Source organism: Aquitalea sp. (assembly GCF_030150775.1).
Taxonomy (GTDB): Bacteria; Pseudomonadota; Gammaproteobacteria; order Burkholderiales; family Chromobacteriaceae; genus Aquitalea; species Aquitalea denitrificans.
This window is the reverse complement of record NZ_JASLFG010000042.1, coordinates 88,308-113,656: the sequence shown is the minus strand read 5'-3', so window position 1 is coordinate 113,656 and position 25,349 is coordinate 88,308. Positions and strand designations below refer to the sequence as shown.

19 protein-coding genes are annotated in these 25,349 nt (G+C 58.9%); 13 read left to right on the top strand and 6 right to left on the bottom strand.

Annotation, left to right across the window (positions count from 1 at the left end; genetic code table 11):
• Positions 1–50 precede the first annotated feature (50 nt).
• The 3 genes from clpB to selD all read right to left on the bottom strand — a co-directional run bounded on the left by clpB (position 51) and on the right by selD (position 6,227).
• On the bottom strand, positions 51–2,630 hold the full coding sequence (gene clpB, locus QVF59_RS15520; protein ID WP_287881144.1) for an ATP-dependent chaperone ClpB: 2,580 nt from the start codon (positions 2,628–2,630) through the stop codon (positions 51–53).
• Positions 2,631–2,853: 223 nt separating this feature from the next.
• The gene (locus QVF59_RS15515; protein WP_287881143.1) at positions 2,854–4,872 is read right to left on the bottom strand and encodes a methyl-accepting chemotaxis protein; all 2,019 of its coding nucleotides are present in this window, start codon (positions 4,870–4,872) and stop codon (positions 2,854–2,856) included.
• 314 nt (positions 4,873–5,186) lie between these two features.
• A complete protein-coding gene (gene selD, locus QVF59_RS15510) occupies positions 5,187–6,227 on the bottom strand; it encodes a selenide, water dikinase SelD (protein ID WP_287881141.1) in 1,041 nt (346 codons plus the stop codon).
• 19 nt (positions 6,228–6,246) lie between these two features.
• On the opposite strand from selD, the gene mnmH reads away from it, so the two are divergent.
• Both mnmH and mnmC read left to right on the top strand, forming a co-directional pair.
• Positions 6,247–7,287 carry a tRNA 2-selenouridine(34) synthase MnmH gene (gene mnmH / locus QVF59_RS15505; RefSeq protein ID WP_287881139.1) on the top strand — a complete coding sequence of 347 codons (1,041 nt, stop codon included), beginning with the start codon at positions 6,247–6,249 and terminating at the stop codon, positions 7,285–7,287.
• A 147-nt stretch (positions 7,288–7,434) separates the two neighbouring features.
• Positions 7,435–9,411 carry a bifunctional tRNA (5-methylaminomethyl-2-thiouridine)(34)-methyltransferase MnmC2/FAD-dependent 5-carboxymethylaminomethyl-2-thiouridine(34) oxidoreductase MnmC1 gene (gene mnmC, locus QVF59_RS15500; RefSeq protein WP_287881137.1) on the top strand — a complete coding sequence of 659 codons (1,977 nt, stop codon included), beginning with the start codon at positions 7,435–7,437 and terminating at the stop codon, positions 9,409–9,411.
• Between the two features lies 1 nt (position 9,412).
• Here mnmC and QVF59_RS15495 read toward each other — a convergent pair whose 3' ends face one another.
• A complete protein-coding gene (locus QVF59_RS15495; RefSeq protein WP_287881136.1) occupies positions 9,413–9,838 on the bottom strand; it encodes an acyl-CoA thioesterase in 426 nt (141 codons plus the stop codon).
• 367 nt (positions 9,839–10,205) lie between these two features.
• Complete coding sequence (locus tag QVF59_RS15490) at positions 10,206–10,976, bottom strand: sulfite exporter TauE/SafE family protein (RefSeq protein WP_287881134.1); 771 nt, start codon at positions 10,974–10,976, stop codon at positions 10,206–10,208.
• Positions 10,977–11,274: 298 nt separating this feature from the next.
• Between QVF59_RS15490 and QVF59_RS15485 the strand changes: the two genes are divergently transcribed.
• The 11 genes from QVF59_RS15485 to QVF59_RS15435 all read left to right on the top strand — a co-directional run bounded on the left by QVF59_RS15485 (position 11,275) and on the right by QVF59_RS15435 (position 24,484).
• Complete coding sequence (locus QVF59_RS15485; protein ID WP_059285177.1) at positions 11,275–11,466, top strand: hypothetical protein; 192 nt, start codon at positions 11,275–11,277, stop codon at positions 11,464–11,466.
• A gap of 315 nt (positions 11,467–11,781) precedes the next feature.
• Positions 11,782–11,871, top strand: a complete 90-nt coding sequence (gene kdpF / locus QVF59_RS15480; protein WP_159878085.1) for a K(+)-transporting ATPase subunit F — start codon at positions 11,782–11,784, stop codon at positions 11,869–11,871.
• Between the two features lies 1 nt (position 11,872).
• Positions 11,873–13,681, top strand: coding sequence for a potassium-transporting ATPase subunit KdpA (kdpA, locus tag QVF59_RS15475; protein ID WP_287881130.1), 1,809 nt, complete (start codon positions 11,873–11,875; stop codon positions 13,679–13,681).
• 39 nt (positions 13,682–13,720) lie between these two features.
• On the top strand, positions 13,721–15,844 hold the full coding sequence (gene kdpB / locus QVF59_RS15470; RefSeq protein WP_502866812.1) for a potassium-transporting ATPase subunit KdpB: 2,124 nt from the start codon (positions 13,721–13,723) through the stop codon (positions 15,842–15,844).
• A 29-nt stretch (positions 15,845–15,873) separates the two neighbouring features.
• On the top strand, positions 15,874–16,446 hold the full coding sequence (kdpC, locus tag QVF59_RS15465) for a potassium-transporting ATPase subunit KdpC (RefSeq protein ID WP_159878089.1): 573 nt from the start codon (positions 15,874–15,876) through the stop codon (positions 16,444–16,446).
• An 84-nt stretch (positions 16,447–16,530) separates the two neighbouring features.
• Complete coding sequence (locus QVF59_RS15460; protein ID WP_287881128.1) at positions 16,531–19,227, top strand: DUF4118 domain-containing protein; 2,697 nt, start codon at positions 16,531–16,533, stop codon at positions 19,225–19,227.
• Complete coding sequence (locus QVF59_RS15455) at positions 19,224–19,919, top strand: response regulator (RefSeq protein WP_287881126.1); 696 nt, start codon at positions 19,224–19,226, stop codon at positions 19,917–19,919. Before QVF59_RS15460 ends, QVF59_RS15455 begins: the two co-directional genes overlap by 4 nt.
• A 318-nt stretch (positions 19,920–20,237) precedes the next feature.
• Positions 20,238–21,179 (top strand): carbon-nitrogen hydrolase family protein, encoded by a 942-nt coding sequence (locus tag QVF59_RS15450; RefSeq protein WP_197715506.1) that lies wholly within the window; start codon positions 20,238–20,240, stop codon positions 21,177–21,179.
• Positions 21,176–22,756, top strand: a complete 1,581-nt coding sequence (locus QVF59_RS15445) for a biotin carboxylase (protein WP_205677434.1) — start codon at positions 21,176–21,178, stop codon at positions 22,754–22,756. The genes QVF59_RS15450 and QVF59_RS15445 overlap by 4 nt, the downstream gene beginning before the upstream one ends.
• A gap of 62 nt (positions 22,757–22,818) precedes the next feature.
• On the top strand, positions 22,819–23,811 hold the full coding sequence (locus QVF59_RS15440; protein WP_287881125.1) for a C45 family autoproteolytic acyltransferase/hydrolase: 993 nt from the start codon (positions 22,819–22,821) through the stop codon (positions 23,809–23,811).
• 268 nt (positions 23,812–24,079) lie between these two features.
• Complete coding sequence (locus QVF59_RS15435) at positions 24,080–24,484, top strand: hypothetical protein (RefSeq protein WP_159878097.1); 405 nt, start codon at positions 24,080–24,082, stop codon at positions 24,482–24,484.
• 10 nt (positions 24,485–24,494) lie between these two features.
• Here QVF59_RS15435 and QVF59_RS15430 read toward each other — a convergent pair whose 3' ends face one another.
• Entirely contained in the window at positions 24,495–25,346 is an 852-nt protein-coding gene (locus QVF59_RS15430) for an endonuclease (RefSeq protein ID WP_287881123.1), read from the bottom strand.
• Positions 25,347–25,349 lie beyond the last annotated feature (3 nt).

Sequence of the window (25,349 nt, the reverse complement as noted above, 5' to 3'; positions counted from 1 at the left end):
CAAAAAGCCGGCCACATGGGCCGGCTTTTGTACTCCAGGCATTTACTCAATCAATCAAAGACGAGTTGCCCGTTACGCACCCCAACCATGATGGTCGCCTTGGGCGGATATTTTCCCGCCAGAATGCTCTTGGCCAGCGGGTTTTCCAGCTCGTTCTGGATGGCACGCTTGAGCGGACGTGCGCCATACACCGGATCGAAGCCTGCCTCGGACAACAAGGACAACGCCTCTTCGCTGATTTGCAGGTTCAGCTCCAGCTTGGCCAGGCGATTCTCCAGCCCCTTGAGCTGGATGCGGGCAATCGCCTTGATGTTCTTCTCGTCCAGCCCGTGGAACACCACCACTTCGTCGATACGGTTGATGAACTCCGGGCGGAAGTGTGACTTGACCTCGGCCATCACCGCCAGCTTGATCACCTGGTAGTCATCAGTCGCCATCGCCTGGATCTGCTGACTACCCATATTCGAGGTCATCACCACTACCGTGTTCTTGAAGTCCACGGTACGGCCCTGGCCATCGGTCAGGCGGCCGTCATCCAGCACTTGCAGCAGGATGTTGAACACATCCGGATGTGCTTTTTCCACCTCGTCCAGCAGGATCACGCTATACGGTTTGCGCCGCACCTGCTCGGTCAGATAACCGCCCTCCTCATAACCCACATAGCCGGGAGGCGCGCCGATCAGCCGTGCCACCGAGTGCTTCTCCATGTACTCGGACATGTCGATGCGGATCAGGTGTTCCTCGCTGTCGAACATGAAGCCGGCCAGCGTCTTGCACAGTTCGGTCTTGCCCACACCGGTCGGCCCGAGGAACAGGAAGGAACCATAGGGCTTGTTCGGATCGGCCAAGCCGGAACGCGAACGACGGATGGCATCCGCCACCGCACGTACCGCTTCGTCCTGCCCTACCACGCGCTGGTGCAAGACATCTTCCATGCGCAGCAGTTTTTCCCGCTCGCCGGTCAGCATTTTCGATACCGGAATACCGGTGGCACGGCTGATGACTTCGGCAATTTCCTCGGCACCCACCTGGGTACGCAGCAGGCGGTTGGGCTTGTTGTCAGCGCCCGCGTCAGCCGCTTCGGCTTCGCGCAGCTGGGCTTCCAGCTGTGGCAGCTTGCCGTATTGCAGTTCGGCCAGTTTTTGCCAGTCACCCTTGCGCTTGAGGTCCTCCATGTCCACCTTGAGGCGGTCGATTTCCTCCTTGATGGTCTGGCTGCCTTGCGCGGCGGCTTTCTCTGCCTTCCAGATTTCCTCCATGTCAGCGTACTCACGCTGCAAACGCTGGATTTCGTCTTCTATCAACTGCAGACGCTTCTGGCTGGCCTCGTCGGTTTCCTTGTTGACCGCTTCGCGTTCGATCTTCAACTGGATCAGGCGGCGGTCCAGCTTGTCCATGGCTTCCGGCTTGGAGTCCAGCTCCATCTTGATGCGGCTGGCGGCTTCGTCGATCAGGTCGATGGCCTTGTCCGGCAGGAAGCGATCGGTGATATAGCGGTTGGACAGCTCGGCTGCTGCCACGATGGCCGGGTCGGTAATGTCCACACCGTGGTGGATTTCATACTTCTCCTGCAGGCCACGCAGAATGGCGATGGTGTCCTCCACCGTCGGCTCATTCACCAGCACCTTCTGGAAGCGGCGCTCCAGTGCGGCATCCTTTTCGATGTACTTGCGGTATTCGTCCAGGGTGGTGGCACCAATGCAGTGCAGCTCGCCACGCGCAAGGGCCGGTTTGAGCATATTGCCGGCATCCATCGCGCCATCGGCCTTGCCCGCCCCCACCAGAGTGTGGATTTCGTCGATGAAGATCAGCGTCTGGCCGTCGTCCTTGGACAAGTCATTCAGCACGGCTTTCAGGCGCTCTTCGAATTCGCCACGGAATTTGGCACCGGCAATCAGCGCGGCCAGGTCCAGCACCAGCAGACGCTTGTTCTTCAGGCTGTCCGGTACTTCGCCGTTGACGATGCGCTGGGCCAGCCCTTCGACAATGGCGGTCTTGCCCACGCCCGGTTCGCCAATCAGCACCGGGTTGTTCTTGGTACGGCGCAGCAGCACCTGAATGGCGCGGCGGATTTCATCATCGCGGCCAATCACCGGGTCCAGCTTGCCGTTACGGGCGCGTTCGGTCAGGTCGGTGGTGTACTTTTTCAGTGCCTCGCGCTGGCTTTCCGCATCCTGACTGCCCACGGTCTGGCCGCCACGCACCGCCTGGATGGCCGCCTGAATGGCGTTGTGATTACCGCCATGTTCTTTCAGCAGACGGCCGGTTTCGCCCTTGTCCTGCGACAGGGCGGACAGGAAGGACTCGCTGGAGATGTATTCATCGCCCTGCTTGGTGGCGATTTTGTCGGTGACATTGAGCAGATTGCCCAGATCGCGCGACACGGTAATTTCACCATTGCCGCCCTGCACCTTGGGCAGACGCTGGATGGCCGCCTTCAGCGCCAGCTTGAGGGCCGGTGCATTGACACCCGCCCGCGCCAGCAGGCCGCCGATGCCGCTGTCGTTGTCATCCATCATGGTCAGCAGCAGGTGTTGCGCCTCGATATAGGCATTGTCTTCAGCCAGCGCCATGCTTTGTGCATCACCCAGGGCTTGCTGGAATTTTGTGGTCAGTTTTTCGAATCTCATCAAAAGGCTCCCTCAAAACAAGATTTTGATCTGTTTGCAATATTTGCTCATTGCTACACATCCTGCCCGACCAGAAAATGCAGCTGTATTGTCCCTGATATGGTGGCAGTTCTGGCCGCCACAAGTCGTGGCATGCGGTTTTCTCATGGCTTAACCCACAATAGCCATAAACGGAAAAAGCCGGATATCCGATCCGGCTTTCTACACGGGAACTGGCCGATTGTCAGGTCCTGAAGGCGCGGACCTCTTCCTTCAGCGAGTCAGCGAGTCCTGCCATGTGGCGGGCAGTCTCGGCGGAGCGTTCGGCAGCCTGGTTGCTGGTTTCCGCCTGGCTGGCCACAGAACTCACCCGCTCGGCCATCTGTTCGACAATGCCGCGCTGCTGTGACAGTTCGCGGTTGATACGCTGTACCACTTCCATGGCACGGCGCGAGTCCTCCACGATAGAGCCGATGGCCTGCCGCGCAGCCGAGGTGATGGCTGCGCCTTCAGATGCCTGCACCACGGATTGGCGCATGGATTTGACCGCGCCATCAGTCGCGTCCTGAATCTTGCTGATCATGCCGCTGATTTCCTGGGTAGAAACGCTGGTGCGCTCCGCCAGCTTGCGCACTTCGTCCGCCACCACGGCAAAACCACGACCCATCTCGCCCGCACGCGCAGCCTCGATGGCTGCATTCAGCGCCAGCAGATTGGTCTGATCGGCAATATCGTGAATCACGTTGACGATGGCAGTAATCTGCTTGGCACTGCTTTCCAGCGTGGTCAGGCTGTCGGCAGCCTCGGCCAGCGTGGCAGAAATATGGCTGACACCATCTACCGCGGCCACCAGGCTCTCACTCCCCTCCATCGCGGCTTCACTGGATGCACGGGCGGCATCGCTGGCTTCGCCCGCCACTTTTTCTATCTGTGCCACACCGGCAATCAGCATGCCGGTTTGCTCTGACATGGCCTGAGCACTGATACGTTGCTCGCCGGAGCTGGACGCAGCCGCGCCCGCTTTGTCGGACAGCTCCTGAGCGGCATGGTCCAGATCAACTGCATGCGAGCTGGTCCGGTTCAGTGCCTGCTGGAAACTGTCCAGCAAACCGTTCATCGCGTCTGCAACCTGCCCCACCTCGTCCTTGCGGTTGACGGCAAGGCGTTGTGTCAGGTCGCGGCTGTCACGAATACTGCCGACTTCCTTCACCAGTTGCTGAACCGGTTTTGCTACCAGACGGTGGGTAAACAACAAAAGGGACAAAGCAAGAATGACCAGCAGCAAGCCGGCCCCTCCGGCCAGCCACAGCAGCAACTGGCGATTTTCCTGTTGCAGTTCGCTGCGGGTTTCATTGCTGACTATCATCCAGCCCCAAGGCTTATAAGTGGCGTAGGACAGCATGTGGTCTGCCGGACCGGCTTCACCGGGCAGCTTGGTGATCTGGCTACCCTGGCCAGCAGCCATCATGTTATTGGCGTAGGGTTGACCAGCTGCATCGACGTCCTTGCTAACCGGCCTTCCTGACAGTTTTGGATGCTGCACATACTGACCGTAAGTCTTGGAATTCTTGTCAATGTCAATGATATCCACATGGCCACTCTCGCCCAGCTTGACCTTTGACAAGCGCACCAGCAAACCGGCAATGCCCTCGGTAGCGCCAACGCCGACAAAGGTGGCACCGATCACATGCTGGGCCGCATCCTTGATCGGGCTATAGCTGGTAATGTAATCGCGGCCATACAGATCCACCCGGCCAGCATAGTTTTCACCATTCATCAGCTGGGTGTAGGCAAGACTGTTGTGATCAAGCTTGCTGCCCAGCGCACGACCACCATCTTCTTTCAATACCGAAGTGGCAACACGGATGAATTCATCACCATCCCGCACAAACAGGGTTGCCACATTGCCGGTTTTGGAGGAGAAGCGGTCAACAATATCATTGTTGCCATTGACAGCCATATTGCCCAGCACCAGTGCCGGGGTTGGCGTACCAGCCACATCGATGCGGTTGGAAGGATTCAGCGAGAATGCACCGCCGATTTCACCCAGCAGCACTTTTTCAAACTGGCGGGTGGTGATTTTCAACGACTCGTTGAAAGCGTCAATCATATTAATGGACTGGGTGAGCAATTGCGCCTGCACCTTTTCAGTCCTCTCCTGCATCACCCTGCCGGTGAACAGATATAAGGGCAACATCAGTGCCATCGCCACTACAATCATCAAAACAACCTGGGTCGTTACCAGTCGTGACCCGATGCTCATGCCTCGCTTCATCTGCTTCCACCTCCCCACTGCCGCACCCGTGATACAGGATTGTTTATTTATAATTCAGCATCTTTTTGAAATACTGGCTTAATATCAGCGAATAAGCAAAATGCGCGAGAAACATGCAATTGTCAATCTGACTACACTTGCTTGCCTGTTTCCAACCTAGCAGGATTCGCGCCAATACAACTGGTACTGGGGACAGAGACTCCTTTTCAACAGCATAGGCCGCTTTTACCGGACTGCCGCCACGCATGCCGGCATGAAAAAACCCGGCTCCAGGCCGGGTTTATGGCGGAATGCTGTGGTACTCAATCCACCAGAATCTGCGGACTGCCCTTGCTTAAATGGCCGATGGCCCGGGCATAAGCGAAGCCAGCGGTATGGAATGCCGCCAGTACTGCATCTGCCTGCTCCGGTGCCACGGCAACCAGCAGGCCGCCGCTGGTTTGCGGATCAGCCATCAGACGCTGCTGCCAGTCAGGAATACCGTCGGCAAACCGGATGTGCTGACCGAAACTGGCTTGGTTACGCTCAATCGCGCCCGGGCCGTATCCCTGTTCGGCAAAGGCCTGTGCCTCGCGAATCACCGGAACCTGTGACATGTCCACCCGCGCCTGCAAACCGGAACCCTTGCAGATTTCCAGCAAATGACCAAGCAGGCCGAAACCGGTGACATCGGTCAGGGCATGTACACCGGGCATGCCGGCAAGCACAGAGCCGACCTTGTTCAATTGCGTGGTGGAGTCAATCAATGCCTGATAACCAGCCTCATTCAGCACGCCTTTCTTCATGGCCTGCGCCAGAATGCCCACACCCAGGCCCTTGCCCATGATCAACACATCACCATTCTGGGCATCGCAATTGCGCTTGAGCTGATCCGGGTGTACCACGCCAAGGGCAACCAGGCCATAAATCGGTTCGGGAGAATCAATGGAATGACCGCCGGCAATCGGGATGCCGGCATCAGCACACACAGCCTGACCACCATCCAGAATGGCACGAATGGTTTCCACTGGCAGCACGTTCACCGGCATGCCGACAATGGCCAGCGCCATGATGGGCGTCGCACCCATGGCATAGATATCAGACAGGGCATTGGTGGCAGCGATGCGGCCAAAATCGAAGGCATCGTCGACAATCGGCATGAAAAAGTCGGTCGTTGCCACGATGGCCTGCTGGTCGTTGAGACGGTAGACCGCGGCATCGTCACTGGTTTCTGTTCCAACCAGCAATTGAGGGAAAACCATTTTTTCACGGGCGCTAGACAGGATGGACTCCAGCACCGAGGGAGCAATTTTGCAGCCGCAGCCACCACCGTGGGATAATTGCGTCAATCTGATTTCTGTCATTTGAAGGGCCACTCCCACAATGCATTTCAAGGTCGCGAAGCTATCACAGCTGGGTCAGTTTGACGAGATTATCGACGTGCGCTCACCCGCCGAATTTGCCGAAGACCACTTGCCTGGAGCCATCAATTGCCCGGTGCTGGATGATGAAGAACGCATACAGGTGGGAACGCTGTACAAACAGGTCAGCCCGTTTGAAGCCCGCAAGCTGGGAGCGGCACTGGTGGCACGTAATATTGCACACCATTTGCAGGAACGCTTCCATGACAAGCCCAAATCCTGGAAACCACTGATTTACTGCTGGCGCGGCGGGCAACGCTCTGCCTCCATGGCCATCATTTTCAGCCAGATAGGCTGGGCGGCTCATCAACTGGAAGGTGGCTACAAAAGCTATCGCCATCAAGTGCTGGAAGATCTGGCCACCTTGCCCGAGCAACTGCAGCTTAAAGTGATCTGCGGCCCAACCGGGTCGGGCAAGAGCCGGCTACTCGATGCACTGCAACGTACCGGCAGGCAGGTGCTGGACCTGGAAGCACTGGCGGCCCACCGCGGTTCGGTACTGGGCCGTCTGCCTGATCAGCCACAACCGTCACAGAAATGGTTTGACAGCAAACTGCGCCAGGCCATGCAGCAGCTGGATACCACGCACCCGGTATACATCGAATCCGAAAGCCGCAAGATCGGCCAGATCACGCTGCCGGACAGTTTGTTTAGCCGCATGCATGCCAGCGACTGTCTGACCATGACCGTGCCGCTGGCAGAGCGGGTGCGCTTCCTGCTGGAAGACTATCCGTTTTACCTGCAGCAACCAGAGCGCCTGGTGACTCAGTTGGGTTTTCTCAAGGCCGTGCATTCCCGCGAACAACTGCAGCACTGGCAGGAAATGATAGAACGCGGGGATTTTGCCAGCTTGGTGGAAGAACTGCTGGGCCAGCATTACGACCCCCTGTACAGCCGCTCCATGAATCGCCACTACAGCCGTCTTTCCCTGGCCGAACAGCTTGACCTCCAAAGCCTGACACCGGCCGCGCTGGATACAGTGGCCCGCCATCTGCCTCAATAACAAAAGCATAATCAGACATGGCGATAAATACCGGGCTTACGGCTTTTAACAGTAAAAGCGCTCATTTCCCGGCTGATACGCAGATACCGCACAGACGAAAGGGGTAGAATACTGACCTTCTTCGCGCCCTTTCGCACGCACGCAAGCATGAGTTCACACGCACAACTTGACTGGCTGGACGGCCAGCCAGTCTCGGTCGCATTCGGCGATGTCTATTTCTCCCGCAACAGCGGCCTGGATGAAACCCGCCATGTGTTCATCCACCATAACCAGTTGCCAGAACGCTTTGCCGCCCTGCCCGCAGACGGGCAGTTCAGCATAGGAGAAACCGGTTTTGGCACCGGCCTGAACTTCCTATGCGCCTGGCAAGCATTTCTGACTCATGCGCCACAAACGGCACGGCTGCACTTCATCAGTGCAGAAAAGTACCCGCTTACTCCGGCCGATCTGGAACAGGCACTGGAACTATGGCCCGAACTGGCACGAGAAGCCGGACAGCTACTGAAGCAGTACGACGTGCTGACGCCAGGCTGGCACCGCTTTGTGCTGGAAAACGGACGGATTCTGCTGACCCTGCTGGTGGGCGATGTGCTGGAAGTGCTGCCGCAGCTGGATGCCAGCATCGATGCCTGGTTTCTTGATGGATTTGCGCCGTCCAGAAATCCCGACATGTGGCAGCCGGCACTTTTTGCCCAGATGGCACGCCTATCTGCCCCTGCGGCGACCTTTGCCACCTTTACCAGCGCAGGTCTTGTTCGCCGCGGCTTGAAAGAAGCAGGTTTCAACGTAAAGAAAGTCCCCGGTCATGGCCAGAAACGGGAAATGAGTTGCGGCCAGCTGTCCACGGTACCACAGCCGACATGGATACCTCCCTGGTATGCACGGCCAGCACACCAGCCCGAACGCGAGCGTAGCGCCATCGTGGTTGGTGGCGGCATTGCCGGCGCATCTACCGCGCATAGTCTGGCCATTCGTGGCTGGCAGGTGACGCTGGTTGAACGCATGCCGGCGCTGGCGCAAGCAGCCTCTGGCAACCCGCAGGGCGTGCTCTATACCAAGCTGTCCGCCCATTTCACGCCACTCACCCGGCTGGTCTTGGCCGGATACGCCTACTCCCTGCGCCAACTGCACCAATTACTACCGCAGAGCGAGGAAAACTGGCAGGCCTGCGGCGTGTTGCAACTGGCCCATGACCACAAGGAAGCCGAGCGGCAGTCCATGCTGGCCCAGGCCGGCCTGCCTGATAGCCTGCTGCGGCAGGTGGGGCCAGTGGAAGCCAGCGCGATTGCCGGCATTCCCCTGGAACAGGGCGGGCTGTTTTTCCCGCAAGGCGGCTGGCTACACCCGCCGGCGCTGGTGCGCACCCTGTGCCAGCACCCCAATATCAATGTGCGTACCGCCAGCACCGTTGTAGAGCTGGACTGGAATCCACTGGAACAATGCTGGCTGGCCAGTGATGAATACGGCCCGGTAGCCATGGGCAGCACAGTCATCCTGGCCACCGCTGCGGATACGGCAGCATTTGACAGCACCAGCCATCTGCCGTTAAAAGCCATTCGCGGCCAGGTCACCACGGTAGCCGCCACCGCAACCAGCAGCGCGCTGAAAACCGTGTTATGCGGTGAGGGCTATGTTTCCCCCGCGCGCGGACAACAACACTGCATGGGTGCCACCTTCAAGTTTGATGCCGACAATCTGCAGGTGAATGATCAGGAACATGCAGAGAATCTGGCCATGCTGGCGCAACTGGCACCCGCCTTTCATCAGACACTGGCCCACAACAATGGCGACATCCCGGTAACAGGTGGCCGTGCGGCATACCGCTGCACCAGCCCTGACTACCTGCCTCTGATCGGCCCGGTGGCAAACCGGCAACAATTTGCCGCCTGCTACCGTGAGCTGTCCAATGACGCCACCTTGAAACTGGATACAGCCGCCCCCTGGATTGACGGCCTGTATGTCAATACCGCCCACGGCTCGCGCGGCATGATTACCGCCCCCTTGTCTGGCGAAATTCTGGCCGCCTATCTGGACAACGAGCCTGCACCATTACCGGTTGGGCTGATGCAGGCGGTACATCCTGGCCGTTTCATGCTGCGCAAGCTGGTGCGCAAACTGGCATGAACTAACCTTGTGCAGCCGCCTGCTCGACGGCCTGGCGGATATCATCCGGAATGGCTACCGCTACCCCAGCCTGGTAGTCCACCCAAACCAGCGTCACGTCGGCATAGGCATACACGGTATCCGGATCGCCCTGGCGATAAAAGTGATGGCGTAGCTGCAAGCTGCTGCGGCCCAGTTTTTCCAGTTCGATGGTGATTTCCACCGTGGCAGGGTAGGTAAGCTGCTTGCGGAAAGTACACGATGTGCTGGCCAATACCGGGCCGGTACTCTGCGGGTTGATGCCATGCCCCAGCGCCTCCAGCCAGTTCAGGCGGATCTGTTCCAGATAGCGAAAGTAATAAGTATTGTTCAGATGGCCGACTGCATCCATATCACCCCAGCGCATGGTAATGGACTGGCGATCAATGACGGGATAAGACTTCTCCAAGGCTTCACTCCTTACGTTAACGTCATGCTGTGCTGCATCATAACGCTGCCCGTCATACGCCGTCACAAAAAAACAATGCAATCACGCTACTGCTACCAGCCAACGCTCTCGATAATCCGAAAGTCCATCTGGCATTGTCATGATGTCGCATGGACAGACTGCCAGTCGGAAAGTCGGATTCCCCCTGCACTCATCCGGCTGACAGTCCCTGAGCGAAGGTGCAAGCTGGAGCCCCGCCCCCCAAGGCCGGGGCTCGTTTTTTGCCTGCGGTCACCATGGCCACGCCGGTATCTCTACAGGCCAATCCAAAAATGCCAAGAGCCGCAATCGCGGCTCTTTATTGCTTCTGACTGCCCACTGCTGGCGCCTACATCACCAGCTTGGCCCCGACAATCGCCAGCATGATCGCCAGCGCAGGACGCAGCCAGGAATCAGTCAGCCTACGCGTCAGTTTGCTGCCCAGCCAGATGCCCGGCAGTGAACCCATCAGCAGATTCAGCAACAGCATGTAATTGAGATTGCCCATGCTGGCATGCCCCAGCCCCGCGACCAGGGTAAGCGGAACGGCATGGGCGATTTCAGTACCCACCAGTCGGGTGGTCGGCAATGCCGGATACAGCACAAACAGCGCAAGTGTACCAAGCGCACCGGCACCAATCGAGCTTAGGGTAACCAGCACGCCCAGCCCCACACCGATCAACACGGTTGGTAGTGGCTTGAGTACGAATTCCGCCGGAGGATGACCATGCGGATTGATCAACTTGATCAGTTTGGGTTTGAGCAGAATGGAAGCCGCCGTCAATAACAAGGCAAGTCCCAACACCAGCTTGAATACCGAATCCAGTGCATGGCTGGACAGATGCAGCCAGGACAACAGCCCAAGCGTCAGCAGCGAAGCAGGTACGCTGCCCATGGCCAGCCAGCCCGTCAGCTTCCAGTCCACATGCTTTTGCTTGTTGTGGACAAACACACCGCCAGCCTTGGTAATGGCTGCGTATAGCAGGTCGGTGCCTACTGCAGTGGATGGCGCAATGCCGAACCATAGCAAAATCGGGGTCATCAGGGACCCACCCCCAACCCCAGTCAGTCCAACGATGAAGCCCACCACCAGACCAGCCACTGCGTATCCCAACTCCATGACAGCTCCAGACTAAGTTCTGGCGCTATCCTACTGCACTCCACATATAACAAACTAGATTGTTTGATTTACTCAATATTCGATAAAAATCTATACCGCATCGCAGCAGAATTCCATGGGAAATCAAGAGCCAAATCTGCTACAAATAACCATACGTAGTGAGAACTGTAGCGGCAATAACACAACATTTTGCGGATTGCATGACATTTCAGGCTTTACAAATGTTTGAAATACAGTCAAGTTTTAATGGTTGGCACAACCGACCGCATGTGTAGTACCCCAATCAGGAGGTGCAAGGATGATTTCCCGTATTCCTCTCAGCGTCCGCCGCAAGCAGGCGCGTGATCAGCACGAAAGTTTTCTGTACGCCGTGGCCAAGCCACAGCTGAGCGATACCGAACGCTGCCGGCAGCAAAAAGTCCGCCAGCGTGCCCATGACCGTGACGATGCCCGCTTCATGGCCGAACGCAGCGAAGACGATCTGTTCTAGCATCCGCATTTTCCACACACTCCAGCAAAGCGCCAGCCTCATGGCGCTTATTCCTTTCCTGTCGTCTGAAATCACCGCATAGCGTCCACAAAGCAAGCTGCCATTGCGCAGCCGCATCCGTTTTTACAGTTTCTTTATTTTTCCTCTCCGCTTTTTAGCAGGTTTTTGATAGCCAATTGCGTACCTTTCACTGGCACATAACGTCCATCAAAGGAAACGCAAAATGGATTTGGTCTATCTGGGGCTGATTCTGGGCTTTGCCGCACTGACACTGGCTTTTGTCCGGATTTGCCAGCACGCGGAGGGCAAACAGCCATGAACCTGTTCTATCTGATCAGCGCTGCGCTGGCGCTGGGCCTGCTGGCCTACCTGCTGTACGCCCTGTTCAAACCGGAGAATTTCTGACATGAGCACACCTGCCATTCTCCAACTCGGTTTGTTCCTGCTGGTTTTGCTGGCACTGGCATGGCCACTGTCCAGCTGGATTACCCGCATCATGCAGGGCGAAAACCCTGGTCCGCTACGCTTTATCGCACCGCTGGAACGGCTGATCTACCGCCTGGCCGGCATCCGCCAGGAAGAGGAAATGGGCTGGAAGTCCTACGCCATTTCCCTGTTGGTGTTCAATCTGCTGGGGGTACTCGCCGTGTATGGGCTGCAGCGTCTGCAAAGTGCACTGCCCTTCAATCCGCAGGCCATGGCCGCCATCACGCCCGACTCGGCATTCAACACCGCCATTTCCTTTGTCACCAACACCAACTGGCAGGGCTATGGTGGTGAAAGCACCATGAGCTATATGACCCAGATGCTGGGGCTGACGGTACAGAACTTCCTCTCAGCCGCCACCGGTGCCGCCGTGGTGATTGCCCTGATTCGTGGGTTTGCCCGTCACAGTGCAGCCCTCATCGGTAATTTCTGGGTCGATGTAACGCGCTTCACCCTGTATGTGCTGGCTCCGCTGTCGCTGGTACTGGCGCTGGCCTTCACCCAGCAAGGGGTGGTGCAGAACCTGCTGCCTTACCAGACCGCCCAGACCGTGGAGGTCACGCACTTCCAGCAGCTCAAACTGGATGCCAAGGGTAATCCGGTCAAGGGCAAGGACGGCAAACCCATCATGGTGGATAGCCAAACCCAGCAACAGACCCTGCCGATGGGCCCGGTCGCCTCGCAGGAAGCCATCAAGATGCTGGGCACCAATGGCGGCGGCTTCTTCAACGCCAATTCAGCCCATCCCTATGAAAACCCCACGCCGTTGTCCAACTTCCTGCAAGAGCTGGCCATCTTCCTGATTCCGGCCGCGCTGTGCTTCGTGTTTGGCCGCATGGTGGGCGATCGCCGCCAGGGTTGGGCCATTCTGGCCGCCATGCTGCTGCTATTCGTCACTGCAGTGGCAGTGGAAACCAGTGCCGAACAAGCCGGGGTGCCGCAACTGACGGCCATGGGGGTTGATCAGCAGGCCAGCAGCCTGCAAGCCGGCGGCAATATGGAAGGCAAGGAAAGCCGCTTCGGCATCATCGATACGGCCTTGTTTACCGTGATTACCACTTCCGCGTCCTGCGGTGCGGTAAACGCCATGCATGACTCGCTCACCCCTATTGGCGGTATGGTGCCGACCTTCCTGATGCAGTTGGGTGAAGTGGTGTTCGGCGGTGTGGGCTCTGGGCTTTACGGCATGCTGGTATTCGCCATTCTGGCAGTCTTCATTGCCGGCCTGATGGTGGGACGCACGCCGGAATATCTGGGCAAGAAGATTGAAACCTACGAAATGAAGATGACCGCCATCACCATTCTGGTGACGCCAGTACTGGTACTGGTGCTGACCGCCATTGCCGTTAGCGTGGATGCCGGCAAGGCTGGCATTGCCAACCCCGGCGCGCATGGTTTCAGCGAAATCCTCTATGCCTTCACCTCGGCCGCCAACAATAACGGCAGCGCCTTTGCCGGGCTGTCGGCCAACACGCCGTTCTACAACATCATGACCGCCATCGCCATGTTCTTTGGCCGCTTTTTGATGATTGTGCCCATCCTGGCCATTGCCGGTTCCCTGTCTGCCAAGAAACGCCTGGCCGTCACCAGCGGCACCCTGCCCACCCACGGCCCGCTGTTCGTGGTGCTGCTGATCGGCACGGTGCTGCTGGTAGGCGCGCTCAACTACGTACCGGCGCTGGCACTGGGCCCGGTGGTGGAGCATCTGCAAATGGTGAGTGGACATTAATCCTGCACGTGGACACGAAACAGGATCAAGGAAAACAAGATGAACGATCGCAATCATTCCATAGCGCCGGCTGTAGCAAACAGCAGTGCCAGCCAGCACGGCAAACCGGGTAAGGGCATGTTTGACCCGGCCCTGATCAAACCGGCCATCATCGACTCTTTCAAGAAGCTGTCACCGCGTACCCAATGGCGTAATCCGGTGATGTTTGTCGTCTATGTAGGCAGCATCCTGACCTCTGCCCTGTGGCTGCAGGCCCTGGCCGGCAAGGGCGAGGCCGCAGCCGGCTTCATCCTGGCCATCTCGCTCTGGCTGTGGTTTACCGTGCTGTTTGCCAATTTTGCCGAAGCATTGGCTGAAGGCCGCAGCAAGGCACAGGCGGCCAGCCTGCGCTCGGCCAAGAAAAATGTCTTCGCCAAGAAGCTGTCCGGTCCGCGCCGCGACGCCGGTGTCACCATCGTGGATGGCCACAGTCTGAAAAAGGGTGACATCGTGCTGGTGGAAGCCGGTGATGTAATCCCGGTGGATGGCGAAGTACTGGATGGCGTGGCCTCGGTGGACGAATCCGCCATTACCGGCGAATCGGCACCAGTCATCCGCGAATCCGGTGGTGATTTTTCCTCGGTCACCGGTGGCACCCGCGTGCTGTCGGACTGGATCGTGGTGAAGATTACCGCCAATCCGGGTGAAACCTTCCTCGACCGCATGATTGCCATGGTGGAAGGTGCCAAACGCCAGAAGACACCCAATGAAATCGCGCTGACCATCCTGCTGGTGGCGCTGACCATCGTCTTCCTGATTGTCACCGTCACCCTGCTGCCCTACTCGCTGTTCAGTGTGGAAGCCGCCAAGGCCGGCTCGCCCATCAGCATCACCACCCTGGTGGCGCTGTTGGTCTGCCTGATTCCCACCACCATCGGCGGCCTGCTGTCTGCCATCGGCGTGGCCGGCATGAGCCGCATGATGGGGGCCAATGTGATTGCCACTTCCGGCCGCGCCGTGGAAGCCGCGGGCGATGTGGATGTGCTGCTGCTGGACAAGACCGGCACCATCACTCTGGGCAATCGCCAGGCATCGGCCTTTATCCCGGCACCGGGCATCAGCGAACAGCAACTGGCCGATGCCGCCCAACTGGCATCCTTGGCCGATGAAACACCGGAAGGCCGTTCCATCGTGGTATTGGCCAAGCAGAAATTCGCCCTGCGTGAACGCGAACTGGCCAGCCACGAAGCCACCTTCATCCCGTTTACCGCGCAAACCCGCATGAGTGGCATCGACTACGATGGCCGGCAGATCCGCAAGGGTGCCATTGACGCCATCCGTCGCCATATTGCCGAGCAAGGCAGTGAATTCCCCGACGCACTTGGCAAGGCAGCCGATGAGGTCGCCCGCCGTGGCTCCACCCCGCTGTTGGTGGCGGAAGGCAAGCGCGCACTGGGGGTGATCGAGCTGAAGGACATCGTGAAGGGCGGTATCAAGGAGCGCTTTGCCGAGCTGCGCCAGATGGGTATCAAGACGGTGATGATCACCGGCGACAACCCGCTGACCGCCGCCGCCATCGCCGCCGAAGCCGGCGTGGACGACTTCCTGGCCGAAGCCACGCCGGAGGCCAAGCTCAAGCTGATCCGCAGCCATCAGGCCGAAGGCAAGCTGGTGGCCATGACCGGCGACGGCACCAACGACGCACCGGCGCTGGCCCAGGCCGATGTAGCGGTGGCGATGAACACCGGCACCCAGGCGGCCAAAGAGGCCGGCAATATGGTGGATCTGGACTCCAACCCCACCAAGCTGATCGAAATCGTGGAAATCGGCAAACAGATGCTGATGACCCGTGGCTCGCTCACCACCTTCTCCATCGCCAACGATGTGGCCAAGTACTTCGCCATCATCCCGGCGGCCTTTGCCAGCACCTATCCACAGCTGAATGCGCTGAACGTGATGGGCCTGAACAGCCCGGCCTCGGCCATCATGTCGGCGGTGGTGTTCAATGCACTGATCATCGTGGTGCTGATTCCGCTGGCCCTCAAAGGGGTGAAATACCACGCCAGAAGCGCGGCCGAACTGCTACGCGGCAATTTGCTGATCTACGGACTGGGCGGTTTGCTGCTGCCCTTTGCCGGCATCAAGCTGATCGACATGCTGCTGGGCAGCATGGGGCTGGTGTGAGCTACGCGCCACTACACAAGGAAATCACCATGTTAAAAAACCTACGTCCGGCACTGGTTCTGTTTGCCGCCCTGTCGCTGTTGACCGGCCTGGCCTATCCGCTGCTAACCACCGCGCTGGCTCAGGCACTGTTCCCGCAGCAGGCCAATGGCAGCCTGATCGAAAACAAGGGCCAGATCATCGGCTCCCATCTGATCGGCCAGAGCTTCAGCGACAACAACCATTTCTGGGGCCGTCCGTCGGCTACCAGCCCGCAAACCTATAATGGACTTGGGTCCAGCGGCTCCAACCTCGGCCCCACCAACAAAGCCCAACTGGATGCGGTCAAAGACAATCTCGAACGACTGCGCAAGGCACACCCCACCCAGACGGCTACCGTACCGGTTGATCTGGTAACGGCATCCGCCAGTGGACTGGACCCGGAAATATCGGTCGCTGCCGCCTATTACCAACTGGATCGCATTGCCCAAGCACGTGGCATGCCGGTGGCACGCCTGCACCAACTGGTGGATGATCACATCATTGGTGAAACCTTTGGCCTACTGGGTGAACCACGGGTCAACGTGCTGGAACTGAATCTGGCGCTGGATGCGCTGAAGTAAACTCGCTTGCTGTTTGCCCGGCATCGCCCTGCCCTCACCGGCAGGGCATTGCGCTGTACTGCCATACACCACGATGGACCGAACATGACGGACACCCGCCCAGATCCAGATGCCCTGCTGGATGAACTGAAACAGGAAGAACTGGCGGCCCACCGTGGCCGTCTGAAAATATTTTTTGGTGCCTGCGCCGGGGTGGGCAAGACTTATGCCATGCTCAGTGCCGCCCGCCAACGCCAGCAGGAAGGCTGCAAGGTGCTGGTTGGCGTGGTGGAAACCCATGGCCGCAAGGAAACCGAAGCCCAGCTGCAGGATCTGGAAGTGCTACCGCCCACCCAGATCGAATACAAGGGTCGCAGCCTGGCCGAATTCGATCTGGACAGCGCTCTGGCTCGCCAGCCACAACTGATCCTGATGGACGAATTCGCCCACTCCAATGTGCCCGGCTCGCGCCACAGCAAGCGCTGGCAGGATGTGGAAGAACTGCTGGCCGCCGGCATCGATGTCTACACCACACTGAATGTGCAGCATCTGGAAAGCCTGAACGATGTGGTGGGCCAGATCACCGGCATCGTGGTGCGCGAAACCCTGCCCGACCATGTATTCGATCAGGCCGAAGAGGTGGCACTGGTTGATCTTCCGCCAGACGAACTGCTGGCGCGCTTGGCGGCAGGCAAGGTGTATCTGGCACAGCAGGCCGAACGTGCGGTGAAGAATTTCTTCCGCAAAGGCAATCTGCTGGCCCTGCGCGAACTGGCCTTGCGCCGCACCGCCGACCGGGTGGATGCCCAGATGCGCGCCTACCGTGCCGACCAGTCGATCAAACCGGTATGGCATGCCCGCGAACGCTTGTTGATTTGCGTGGGGCATGGTCCGGGAACGGAAAAGCTGGTGCGCAGCGGCAAGCGACTGGCCGCCAGCCTGGATGCCGACTGGATCGCCGTATTCGTGGAAACGCCGGAATTGCAGCGTCTATCCGAACACAAGCGCGCCCGTATCATGAAGGGACTGAAACTGGCACAGGAGCTGGGTGCAGAAACCACCGTACTGGGCGGCAGTGATCTGGCCTCCACCCTGCTGGCCTACGCCCGCACTCGCAATGTCTCCAAGCTGGTGGTGGGCAAATCATCCGCCAGCAAGCTGCGCCGGGTTGTGCAACGGCCTTTGCTGGAGCAACTGACACTGCAAGCACATGATGTGGACGTATACGTGGTATCGCATGAGCTGGACGACGACACGCCAGCCCGGCCAGATGGCTTCAACAGCCTGCTGTTTGGCGAAGCCAGCCGGCAAAAGCAGGGGCATGGCTATCTGGCCGCAGTGCTAGCCTGCCTGCTGACGACCGGGCTGGTCAGCTTGCTGACCCCCTTTTTCGACCTATCCAATGTGGTGATGCTGTACCTGCTGGCCGTGGTGCTGGTTGCCGTCCGCTTTGGCCGTGGTCCGGGGGTGCTGGCATCCTTGCTGGCAGTAGCCACTTTCGACTTTTTCTTCGTGCCGCCGCGTCTATCGCTGTCTGTTTCCGATACCCAGTACCTGCTTACCTTCGCCGTGATGTTTGCCGTGGCACTGATCATCAGCCAGCTGGCTGCCAGGCTGCGCTTCGAAGCCAATATCGCCACCTACCGCGAACGCCGTACCAGGGCACTGTACGATCTGGGCCGGGAACTGGCCGGTGCACTCACCGCCAACCAGATCATCGATACCGCCGTCAGCCGGCTGCAACCCTTGTTCAATGCCAGCATCGTGCTGTTTACCCCCAACAGCAATGAAGAACTGCGCGCCGAAAACGACAGCCCTGTCCAGGCCGATGCGGGTGTGGCGCAATGGGTGTATGACAAGCAGCAAGCCGCCGGCCTTGGCACCCAGACCCTGCCCGCCAACCCCATGCTGTATCTGCCGCTAAAGGCCCCGATGCGCAATCGTGGCGTGCTGGCGATATTGCCGGAGCAACTGGATCAGGTTTTTCTGCCGGAGCAGCAACGGCTGCTGGAAACCTGTGCCGCGCAGATCGCCCTGGCACTGGAACGGGTGCACTACGTTGAAGTCGCACAGGATGCCATCGTGGCCATGGAATCGGAACGGCTGCGCAACAGCGTGCTGTCCGTCATCTCCCACGACCTGCGCACCCCACTGACTACGCTGGTGGGCCTGTCCAGCATTCTGGCCACCGGTCAGGTCGATGCCACCAGGCAGGCCGACATCGCCCAGTCCATCCAGGAAGAATCACTGCGCATGAACCATCTGGTGACCAATCTGCTGGATATGGCCAGACTGCAATCCGGGGTAAAGCTGAACCGCGAGTGGCAGTTGCTGGACGATGTGGTCGGCAGCGCGGTACGTGCCTGCCAGCGCACGCTGCAAGGACATGCGCTGCAGCTGCTGCTGGCCAATGATCTGCCAGTACTGGAGTACGATGCCGTGCTGATTGAACGGGTGCTGGTGAACCTGCTGGAAAACGCCGCCAAATATACCCCGCCCGATAGCCAGATCACGCTCAAGGCCGATACTGAGGGCGCTACAATACGTGTTTGCGTACAGGACAACGGCCCCGGACTGCCTGGTGGGCAGGAGCAGAAGCTGTTCGACAAGTTCACCCGCGGCAGCAGTGAATCCACCACACCGGGTGTAGGTTTGGGACTTGCCATCTGCCGCAGCATTGTCGAAGCCCATGGTGGCCGCATAGAAGCCAGCAATCGCCAGCCCCACGGAGCACAATTCTGTTTCACCCTGCCGGTCAGCCCCATGCCGGCCCTGCCTGGCGAAGAGGATATCAAACCATGAGTGAAACCCCCGTCAATCTGGTGGTCATTGAAGATGAAAAGCCGATCCGCCGCTTTCTGGCCTCAGCGCTGGATGGTGACAACTGGGTAATCCACGAAGCCGAAACCGGAAAACAGGGCCTGATCGAAGTGGCCACCCGCAAACCGGACATGGTGATCCTGGACCTGGGCCTGCCCGACATGAACGGCATCGATGTTATCCGCCAACTGCGCGAATGGACCGATCTGCCCATCCTGGTGCTGTCTGCCCGCACCCAGGAAGCCGAAAAAGTGCTGGCACTGGATGCCGGTGCCGATGACTACCTGACCAAACCGTTTGGGGTGGCCGAATGCATGGCCCGCATTCGTGTGCTGCTGCGCCGGCGCGGCAATGGCAGCGCTGCCCCGGTCCAGACTTTTGCCTTTGGTGATATCAGGGTCGACCTGGTGGCCCGTAGCGTCAGCAAGGGCGGTGTCACCATACACCTCACCCCCATCGAATACCGCCTGCTGGCTACCCTGATCCGCAACAGCGGCAAGGTCATCACCCACCGCGAACTGCTGCTGGCGGTATGGGGACCATCTTTCTCCGAGCATAACCAGTATCTGCGCGTTTACATGGGCCATCTGCGGCAAAAGCTGGAAGACAAGCCGGCCATGCCGCAGCACATCCTGACCGAAACCGGCGTGGGCTACCGCTTGCTGGAAAGCTGAACCGGCTGGCACATCAGCCACTTGACGGAGCACGACAGCCACCCTGGCACGCCGCTGCCCAACACCTGTGCAGACAGGCTTTACGCCACAAAACGCATTTTACCGCGGCCCTACTCTCCCACCCAGAATAACCCGGAAATTTCCAGGCAAATGGATAGTCCATTTCCTGGCTACTGAATCAGAAATCGGCTATTTCTGGCCGCCTTCCCTCATTTGTAGACTGCTCTCCCAGCAACATCGCCTGGCGCTGCATGGCACGCCAGGCCGGTACTTCACGCCTGGCCGTACCGCAGCGCGTGTATTCATACGGGAGAGACCTTGAAACGCTTCGCCATTGCCGGCATCCAGATGTCGGTTTCCGCCTTTGAAGAAAACATCACGCGCATGGGGCATTACGTCGCCCATGTCAAACACCGTTTCCCCTGGGTCGACATGGTGTTGTTTTCCGAGCTGGCCCCGTATGGCCCCAGCCCGCTGAAAGCGGAAGCCATGCCGGGTGATGCCGAACAGCGGCTGTGCCAGATCGCCGCCCAGCACGGCATCTGGCTGATCCCCGGCTCCCTGTTCGAACTGCGTGACGGCCAGGTTTTCAACACCAGCCCGGTGATCAATCCGCACGGCGAGGTCATCGCCCGCTTCAGCAAGCTGTTTCCCTTCCTGCCCTACGAAAAAGGCATCAGCGCCGGCGACCAGTTCGTGGTGTTTGATGTGCCCGATGCCGGTCGCATCGGCATCTCCATCTGCTACGACATGTGGTTCCCGGAAACCACGCGCACGCTGGCAGCGATGGGAGCGGAAGTCATCCTGCACCCCACCATGACCGACACCATAGACCGCGAAGTGGAACTGGCAATCGCCCGCGCCTCCGCCGTCACCAACCAGGTGTATTTCCTCGACATCAACGGGGTGGGCGACGGTGGTGTCGGCCGCTCCATCGTGGTGGACCCGGCAGGCTATGTACTGCATCAGGCGGGCAATGGCCCGGAAATCATTCCGGTGGAAATCGACTTTGACAAGGTGCGACGCGAACGCGAACGCGGCCTGCGCGGCCTGGGCCAGCCGCTCAAGAGCTTCCGTGACCGGCGCTGCGACTTTGCGGTGTATCAGCGCGACAGCGGCGTGGACAGCTATCTGTACCAGTTGGGGCCGCTGGCCAAACCACAAGACCACCATCAGGGCGAACTATCCGGCCCCGGCGGCCCGATGGCGGAAATCAAGGCGGACAGCGAAGCACTGACCGCCAGCCAAGGCCAGTCATGATCAGCAGCCTGGCAGCAGGCTGGCTGCGCTATTGCCGGCAATGGCTGCATAGCTGGCGGCAAGCCAGCACCCAGCTGCAAACATCCACCACCCTTCCGCCAGCCGCTCAGGGAGAGCATTCCATGCAAAAAGTCAGCAATATTTCCGATCTGCGCCTGCTGTTTCACCGCAACGAGAGGCCGATCTACTTCATCAGCGCCACCAACTTCAACCTGCTGGGTATAGACCAGTGGGTCAACCGCTTCAAATACATCAACTACATCGACTGCTTCGATGGCCGCCACCCCAATGTCTTCGTGCCGCCGCAACTGCCGCACGAAGAATTCCAGTCCATCGAAGACATCAATAACTACCTGCTGCAGCACAAGGACGTGGTGGATTATGTCGAGCGCGCCGGAGGTCGTCCGGTGGCGGTTTTCCTGATGTTCGATGCCGAAACCGAACGCCTGTGCCAGGAACTGGGCATCGAAGTATGGTTTCCCAGCGCCAGCTTGCGCGAACGCTGCGACAACAAGATGGAAACCGTGCGCATCGGCAACAAGGCGGGCGTACCTTCCGTCCCCAATGCCCTGAGCAAGGTGGACAGCTATGCCCATCTGCGCCAGATTGCCGACGCCCATGGCCTGGGCGAACAGCTGGTGGTGCAGACTGCCTTTGGCGACTCCGGCCATACCACCTTCTTTATTTCCAGCGAGACGGATTTCGACCGCCATGCCGAGGAAATCATCCAGGATCCGGAAGTCAAGATCATGAAGCGCATCAACTGCCGTGGTGCCACGCTGGAAGCCTGTGCCACCCGCAGCGGCACCCTGGTCGGCCCCTTGCTCACCGAGGTGGTGGGCGAGGCGGAACTGACGCCCTATCGCGGCGGCTGGTGTGGCAATGAAATCTTCCCCGGCGCATTTAGCGAAGAAGTGCGCGCCAAGGCACGCGACATGGCTTACCGCTTCGGCAACCAGTTGATGGCCGAAGGCTATCGCGGCTATTTCGATCTGGACTTCCTCATCGACAAGGACAGCGACGAAGTCTATCTGGGCGAACTGAACCCGCGCATCTGCGGTGCCAGCCCAATGACCAACCACGCCGCCTTCGCCTATGCCGATGTGCCGCTCTTCCTGTTCCACCTGCTGGAATTCTCCGGCATCGAGTTTGAACTGGATGTAGAAGAACTGAACGCCCGCTGGGCCAATCCGGCCTTCATCGACAGTTGGAGCCAACTGGTGCTCAAGCACACCGCCAACAATGTCGACATCATCACCCATGCCCCGGCCACCGGTATCTACCGCATGGCAGACGACGGTTCGGTGTCCTACCACCGCTTCGACTACAAGCGCCAGGATATCGAATCAGAAAACGAGGCCTTTTTCCTGCGCATCAGCGGGCCGGGCGACTATCGTTATGAAGGGGCGGACCTGGGCATCCTGATTACCCGCGGCCGTTCGATGAGCGACGATTTTGCGCTCAATGCCCGCGCACGCAACTGGATCAGCGGCATCAAAAAATACTATGCGGCCAAACCCATCATGGCGGTACACGATGAAAGCCTGCCCGCCCCTGGTGCCTTCAAGATCCTGTAATCCCCGCTATCAACCTGGCAGTCGCCTGCAGCACGGCGGTGGCCTCAGCCCCAGTGAGACACATGCGCTGTACATTTGAAGCGATACGAGAAGATACGCCAGGAGCACGCTGGCAAGCGCTGTTTCAATTACGCTGGCCAGCCTATCAACAGTGGTTCCTGCGCGATGGCTACCGGGCACGGCCCTCTTACCTGGCAGGACGGCGTGCACTACGCCAGCACATGCCGGAGCTGGCTGAACTGTATCAACAACTTTGCGAACTGGCTGGCGGTGGCGATCTGGAAGCCCGCTTCCTGTCGCAATGGTGCCCGCCCTCGTATATCACCGGCTGTTCGCAGGCCATCTGGCTGGACCCGACCGGGCAGGAAGGCCCAGTGCTGGCACGCAATTACGACTACGCCCCCGGCCTGCTGGAAGGCAGCTGGCTGTCCACGCGCTGGCTGGGACGCCAGGTGCTGGTGATGAGCGATTGCCTGTGGGGAGCGCTGGATGGCATCAACGAAGACGGCCTTGCCGTTTCCCTGTCGTTTGGCGGGCGCACGGCAGTGGGCGAAGGCTTCGGCATTCCGCTAGTGCTGCGCTACCTGCTGGAAGCGGCCGGCACTACCGCCCAGGCCATTGCCATCCTGCAGCGCCTGCCGGTACACATGACCTACAACATCAGCCTGCTGGACAAACACAGTCACTGGGCCACCGTATTTGTCGCACCGGACCGGCCAGCCGAAGTGGTGCATCGCCCGGCGGTGGCCAACCATCAGCATGGGGTGGAATGGCAGGCCCATGCCAGGGCCACCCTCTCGGAAGAACGCGAATGGATGTTGAACCAGGGGGTGCGCAAGGCAGAGCATGCGGACGATGTAGTGCGCACCTTATTGCGACCGCCACTGTTCCAGACTGCCTATGGCCGTGGCTATGGCACGCTGTACACGGCGGCCTATCGTCCACACACACTGATGGCGGAACTGCTATGGCCGGACATGCGCTGGCCACAATACTGCCTGGATGTGCAGGAAGGCGTGCTGAACATACGCTTTGATGCCAATCATGCCAGCTAGGCTGCAAGCGAAGTGCCAAGAATGATAAGCGAACCGCAGCCATACATGACAGCCGGCAGGCAAAAGGCGTAAGGACAGGCCCGGTCCACCCATGTCATCAAGATATAAAATCAGAGCAATAAATGACAAAAAAACTTTTCGTCATAAATCGGTAATAATTTTTACGCAAAGCGTGTGGCAGACTATGGCAGGTTTTTAAAACAATTTAGTACAGTTGCTTTACTATAATTTCCATGGTTAGGGCGCTGTACACGCAAGGGATGCCCGCATGAATGCCGCCAAGAAAATCCGTCGATTCATTGAAGAAAACCAGGATCCAGAACAAGTCCGGGTACTCAAGGATCTGGCTGCAGCACTGGAAATGGGGCGTCCGTTTGACCTTGGCAGTCTGTACCAGATTGATATGCGCTATTTTGAAGTTGCGCTCGACCTGCTGAAAGACTGGCGCTTCGACCACCATATTGCAGCCCGCAGCAAGCTGCTGGAACAGTTGCTTACCGAAATAGCCCCCGATCTGCGCGTGGATGCCAGCGCCGAAACCACCGCTAGCGAACAGGTGGAAGCGGTCAGCACACCAGCAGATAGCAACACGGCAGAAGTACCGGAAGCGGCTGAAAACAGCAAACCGGCAGCCAGCCGGCGCAGCAGCAAGGCCAGCGCCAAGCAAGCCTGACCTTGCCGTCTTACTGACAGACTTCAGCCAGCTTCTCCGGCTGGCTGACCAGATAATTCCCCTCACCCTGCAAGCTGATTACCCGGCCATTGCGGCGGGTTTCCCAGCCATCTACCGGATATTGACGGGCCCAGGCGCACATCAGCTGCCGGTCCTGCCTGCTCATGTTCAGCCCGTAGCGCTGGTGCATGTAAAGCGTGATGCGTGCAGCGCGGCCACGTACCTCTGCACGCGGCTGTACCCGCTTGCCAGCAAAATCCACCACCGTGCCACACTGGCCGTAGATCCGGGCCGGCTGTTTTGCCCAGGCACCATAGGAAAGATTGCTGCGGTCCGCATTCACTTCGCCCACTGCAGGCACCAGATTGTTCAGATCCCCCTCCGCCTGACGGAACACTGCATCGCTACTGGTGCAGTTCTTGCGGCCGCCATGCTGCCAGCACTGGCGCTGGTGACCAAGTACCCAGGCCGGTACAACATGCTCCCATTCTATGCGCTTGGCCCGCTCCGGATTCTTGCGCGGCACATAGCCACAAGATAGCCAGTCCACCGCCTTGCCCTGATAAGCACAGCCACAGTAGAAATCCTCCTGCATGCCGGCAAACACTCTGGGCAAAACACGCTTGGCACCATTGAAATCACGATGCCCTACTGCCTTGTCACCACCGACCAGTGCAGACAGCGCTACCTTGTCACTCTGGCCCTCTCTCGCTGTAGCATGACCAGCATCACCCCCCAGTTGTCGTACCACCGTCTCGCCCAACTGAGCCAGCATCTTGACCTCACGCGGCAGCCTGACACCACCATCCTTGTCGCAACCCGCCATGGCCAGCAGCAACAAGGCACATACCATCTTTCTCATTTC

Coding starts and splice junctions, on each gene's coding strand:
- QVF59_RS15455 (WP_287881126.1), top strand. CDS start 19,224: ATGAGTGAAACCCCCGTCAATCTGGTGGTCATTGAAGATGAAAAGCCG.
- kdpF (WP_159878085.1), top strand. CDS start 11,782: ATGAACCTGTTCTATCTGATCAGCGCTGCGCTGGCGCTGGGCCTGCTG.
- QVF59_RS15445 (WP_205677434.1), top strand. CDS start 21,176: ATGATCAGCAGCCTGGCAGCAGGCTGGCTGCGCTATTGCCGGCAATGG.
- kdpA (WP_287881130.1), top strand. CDS start 11,873: ATGAGCACACCTGCCATTCTCCAACTCGGTTTGTTCCTGCTGGTTTTG.
- QVF59_RS15485 (WP_059285177.1), top strand. CDS start 11,275: ATGATTTCCCGTATTCCTCTCAGCGTCCGCCGCAAGCAGGCGCGTGAT.
- mnmC (WP_287881137.1), top strand. CDS start 7,435: ATGAGTTCACACGCACAACTTGACTGGCTGGACGGCCAGCCAGTCTCG.
- QVF59_RS15435 (WP_159878097.1), top strand. CDS start 24,080: ATGAATGCCGCCAAGAAAATCCGTCGATTCATTGAAGAAAACCAGGAT.
- selD (WP_287881141.1), bottom strand. CDS start 6,227: ATGACAGAAATCAGATTGACGCAATTATCCCACGGTGGTGGCTGCGGC.
- QVF59_RS15515 (WP_287881143.1), bottom strand. CDS start 4,872: ATGAGCATCGGGTCACGACTGGTAACGACCCAGGTTGTTTTGATGATT.
- mnmH (WP_287881139.1), top strand. CDS start 6,247: ATGCATTTCAAGGTCGCGAAGCTATCACAGCTGGGTCAGTTTGACGAG.
- kdpB (WP_502866812.1), top strand. CDS start 13,721: ATGAACGATCGCAATCATTCCATAGCGCCGGCTGTAGCAAACAGCAGT.
- QVF59_RS15490 (WP_287881134.1), bottom strand. CDS start 10,976: ATGGAGTTGGGATACGCAGTGGCTGGTCTGGTGGTGGGCTTCATCGTT.
- QVF59_RS15460 (WP_287881128.1), top strand. CDS start 16,531: ATGACGGACACCCGCCCAGATCCAGATGCCCTGCTGGATGAACTGAAA.
- QVF59_RS15430 (WP_287881123.1), bottom strand. CDS start 25,346: ATGAGAAAGATGGTATGTGCCTTGTTGCTGCTGGCCATGGCGGGTTGC.
- QVF59_RS15440 (WP_287881125.1), top strand. CDS start 22,819: ATGCGCTGTACATTTGAAGCGATACGAGAAGATACGCCAGGAGCACGC.
- clpB (WP_287881144.1), bottom strand. CDS start 2,630: ATGAGATTCGAAAAACTGACCACAAAATTCCAGCAAGCCCTGGGTGAT.
- kdpC (WP_159878089.1), top strand. CDS start 15,874: ATGTTAAAAAACCTACGTCCGGCACTGGTTCTGTTTGCCGCCCTGTCG.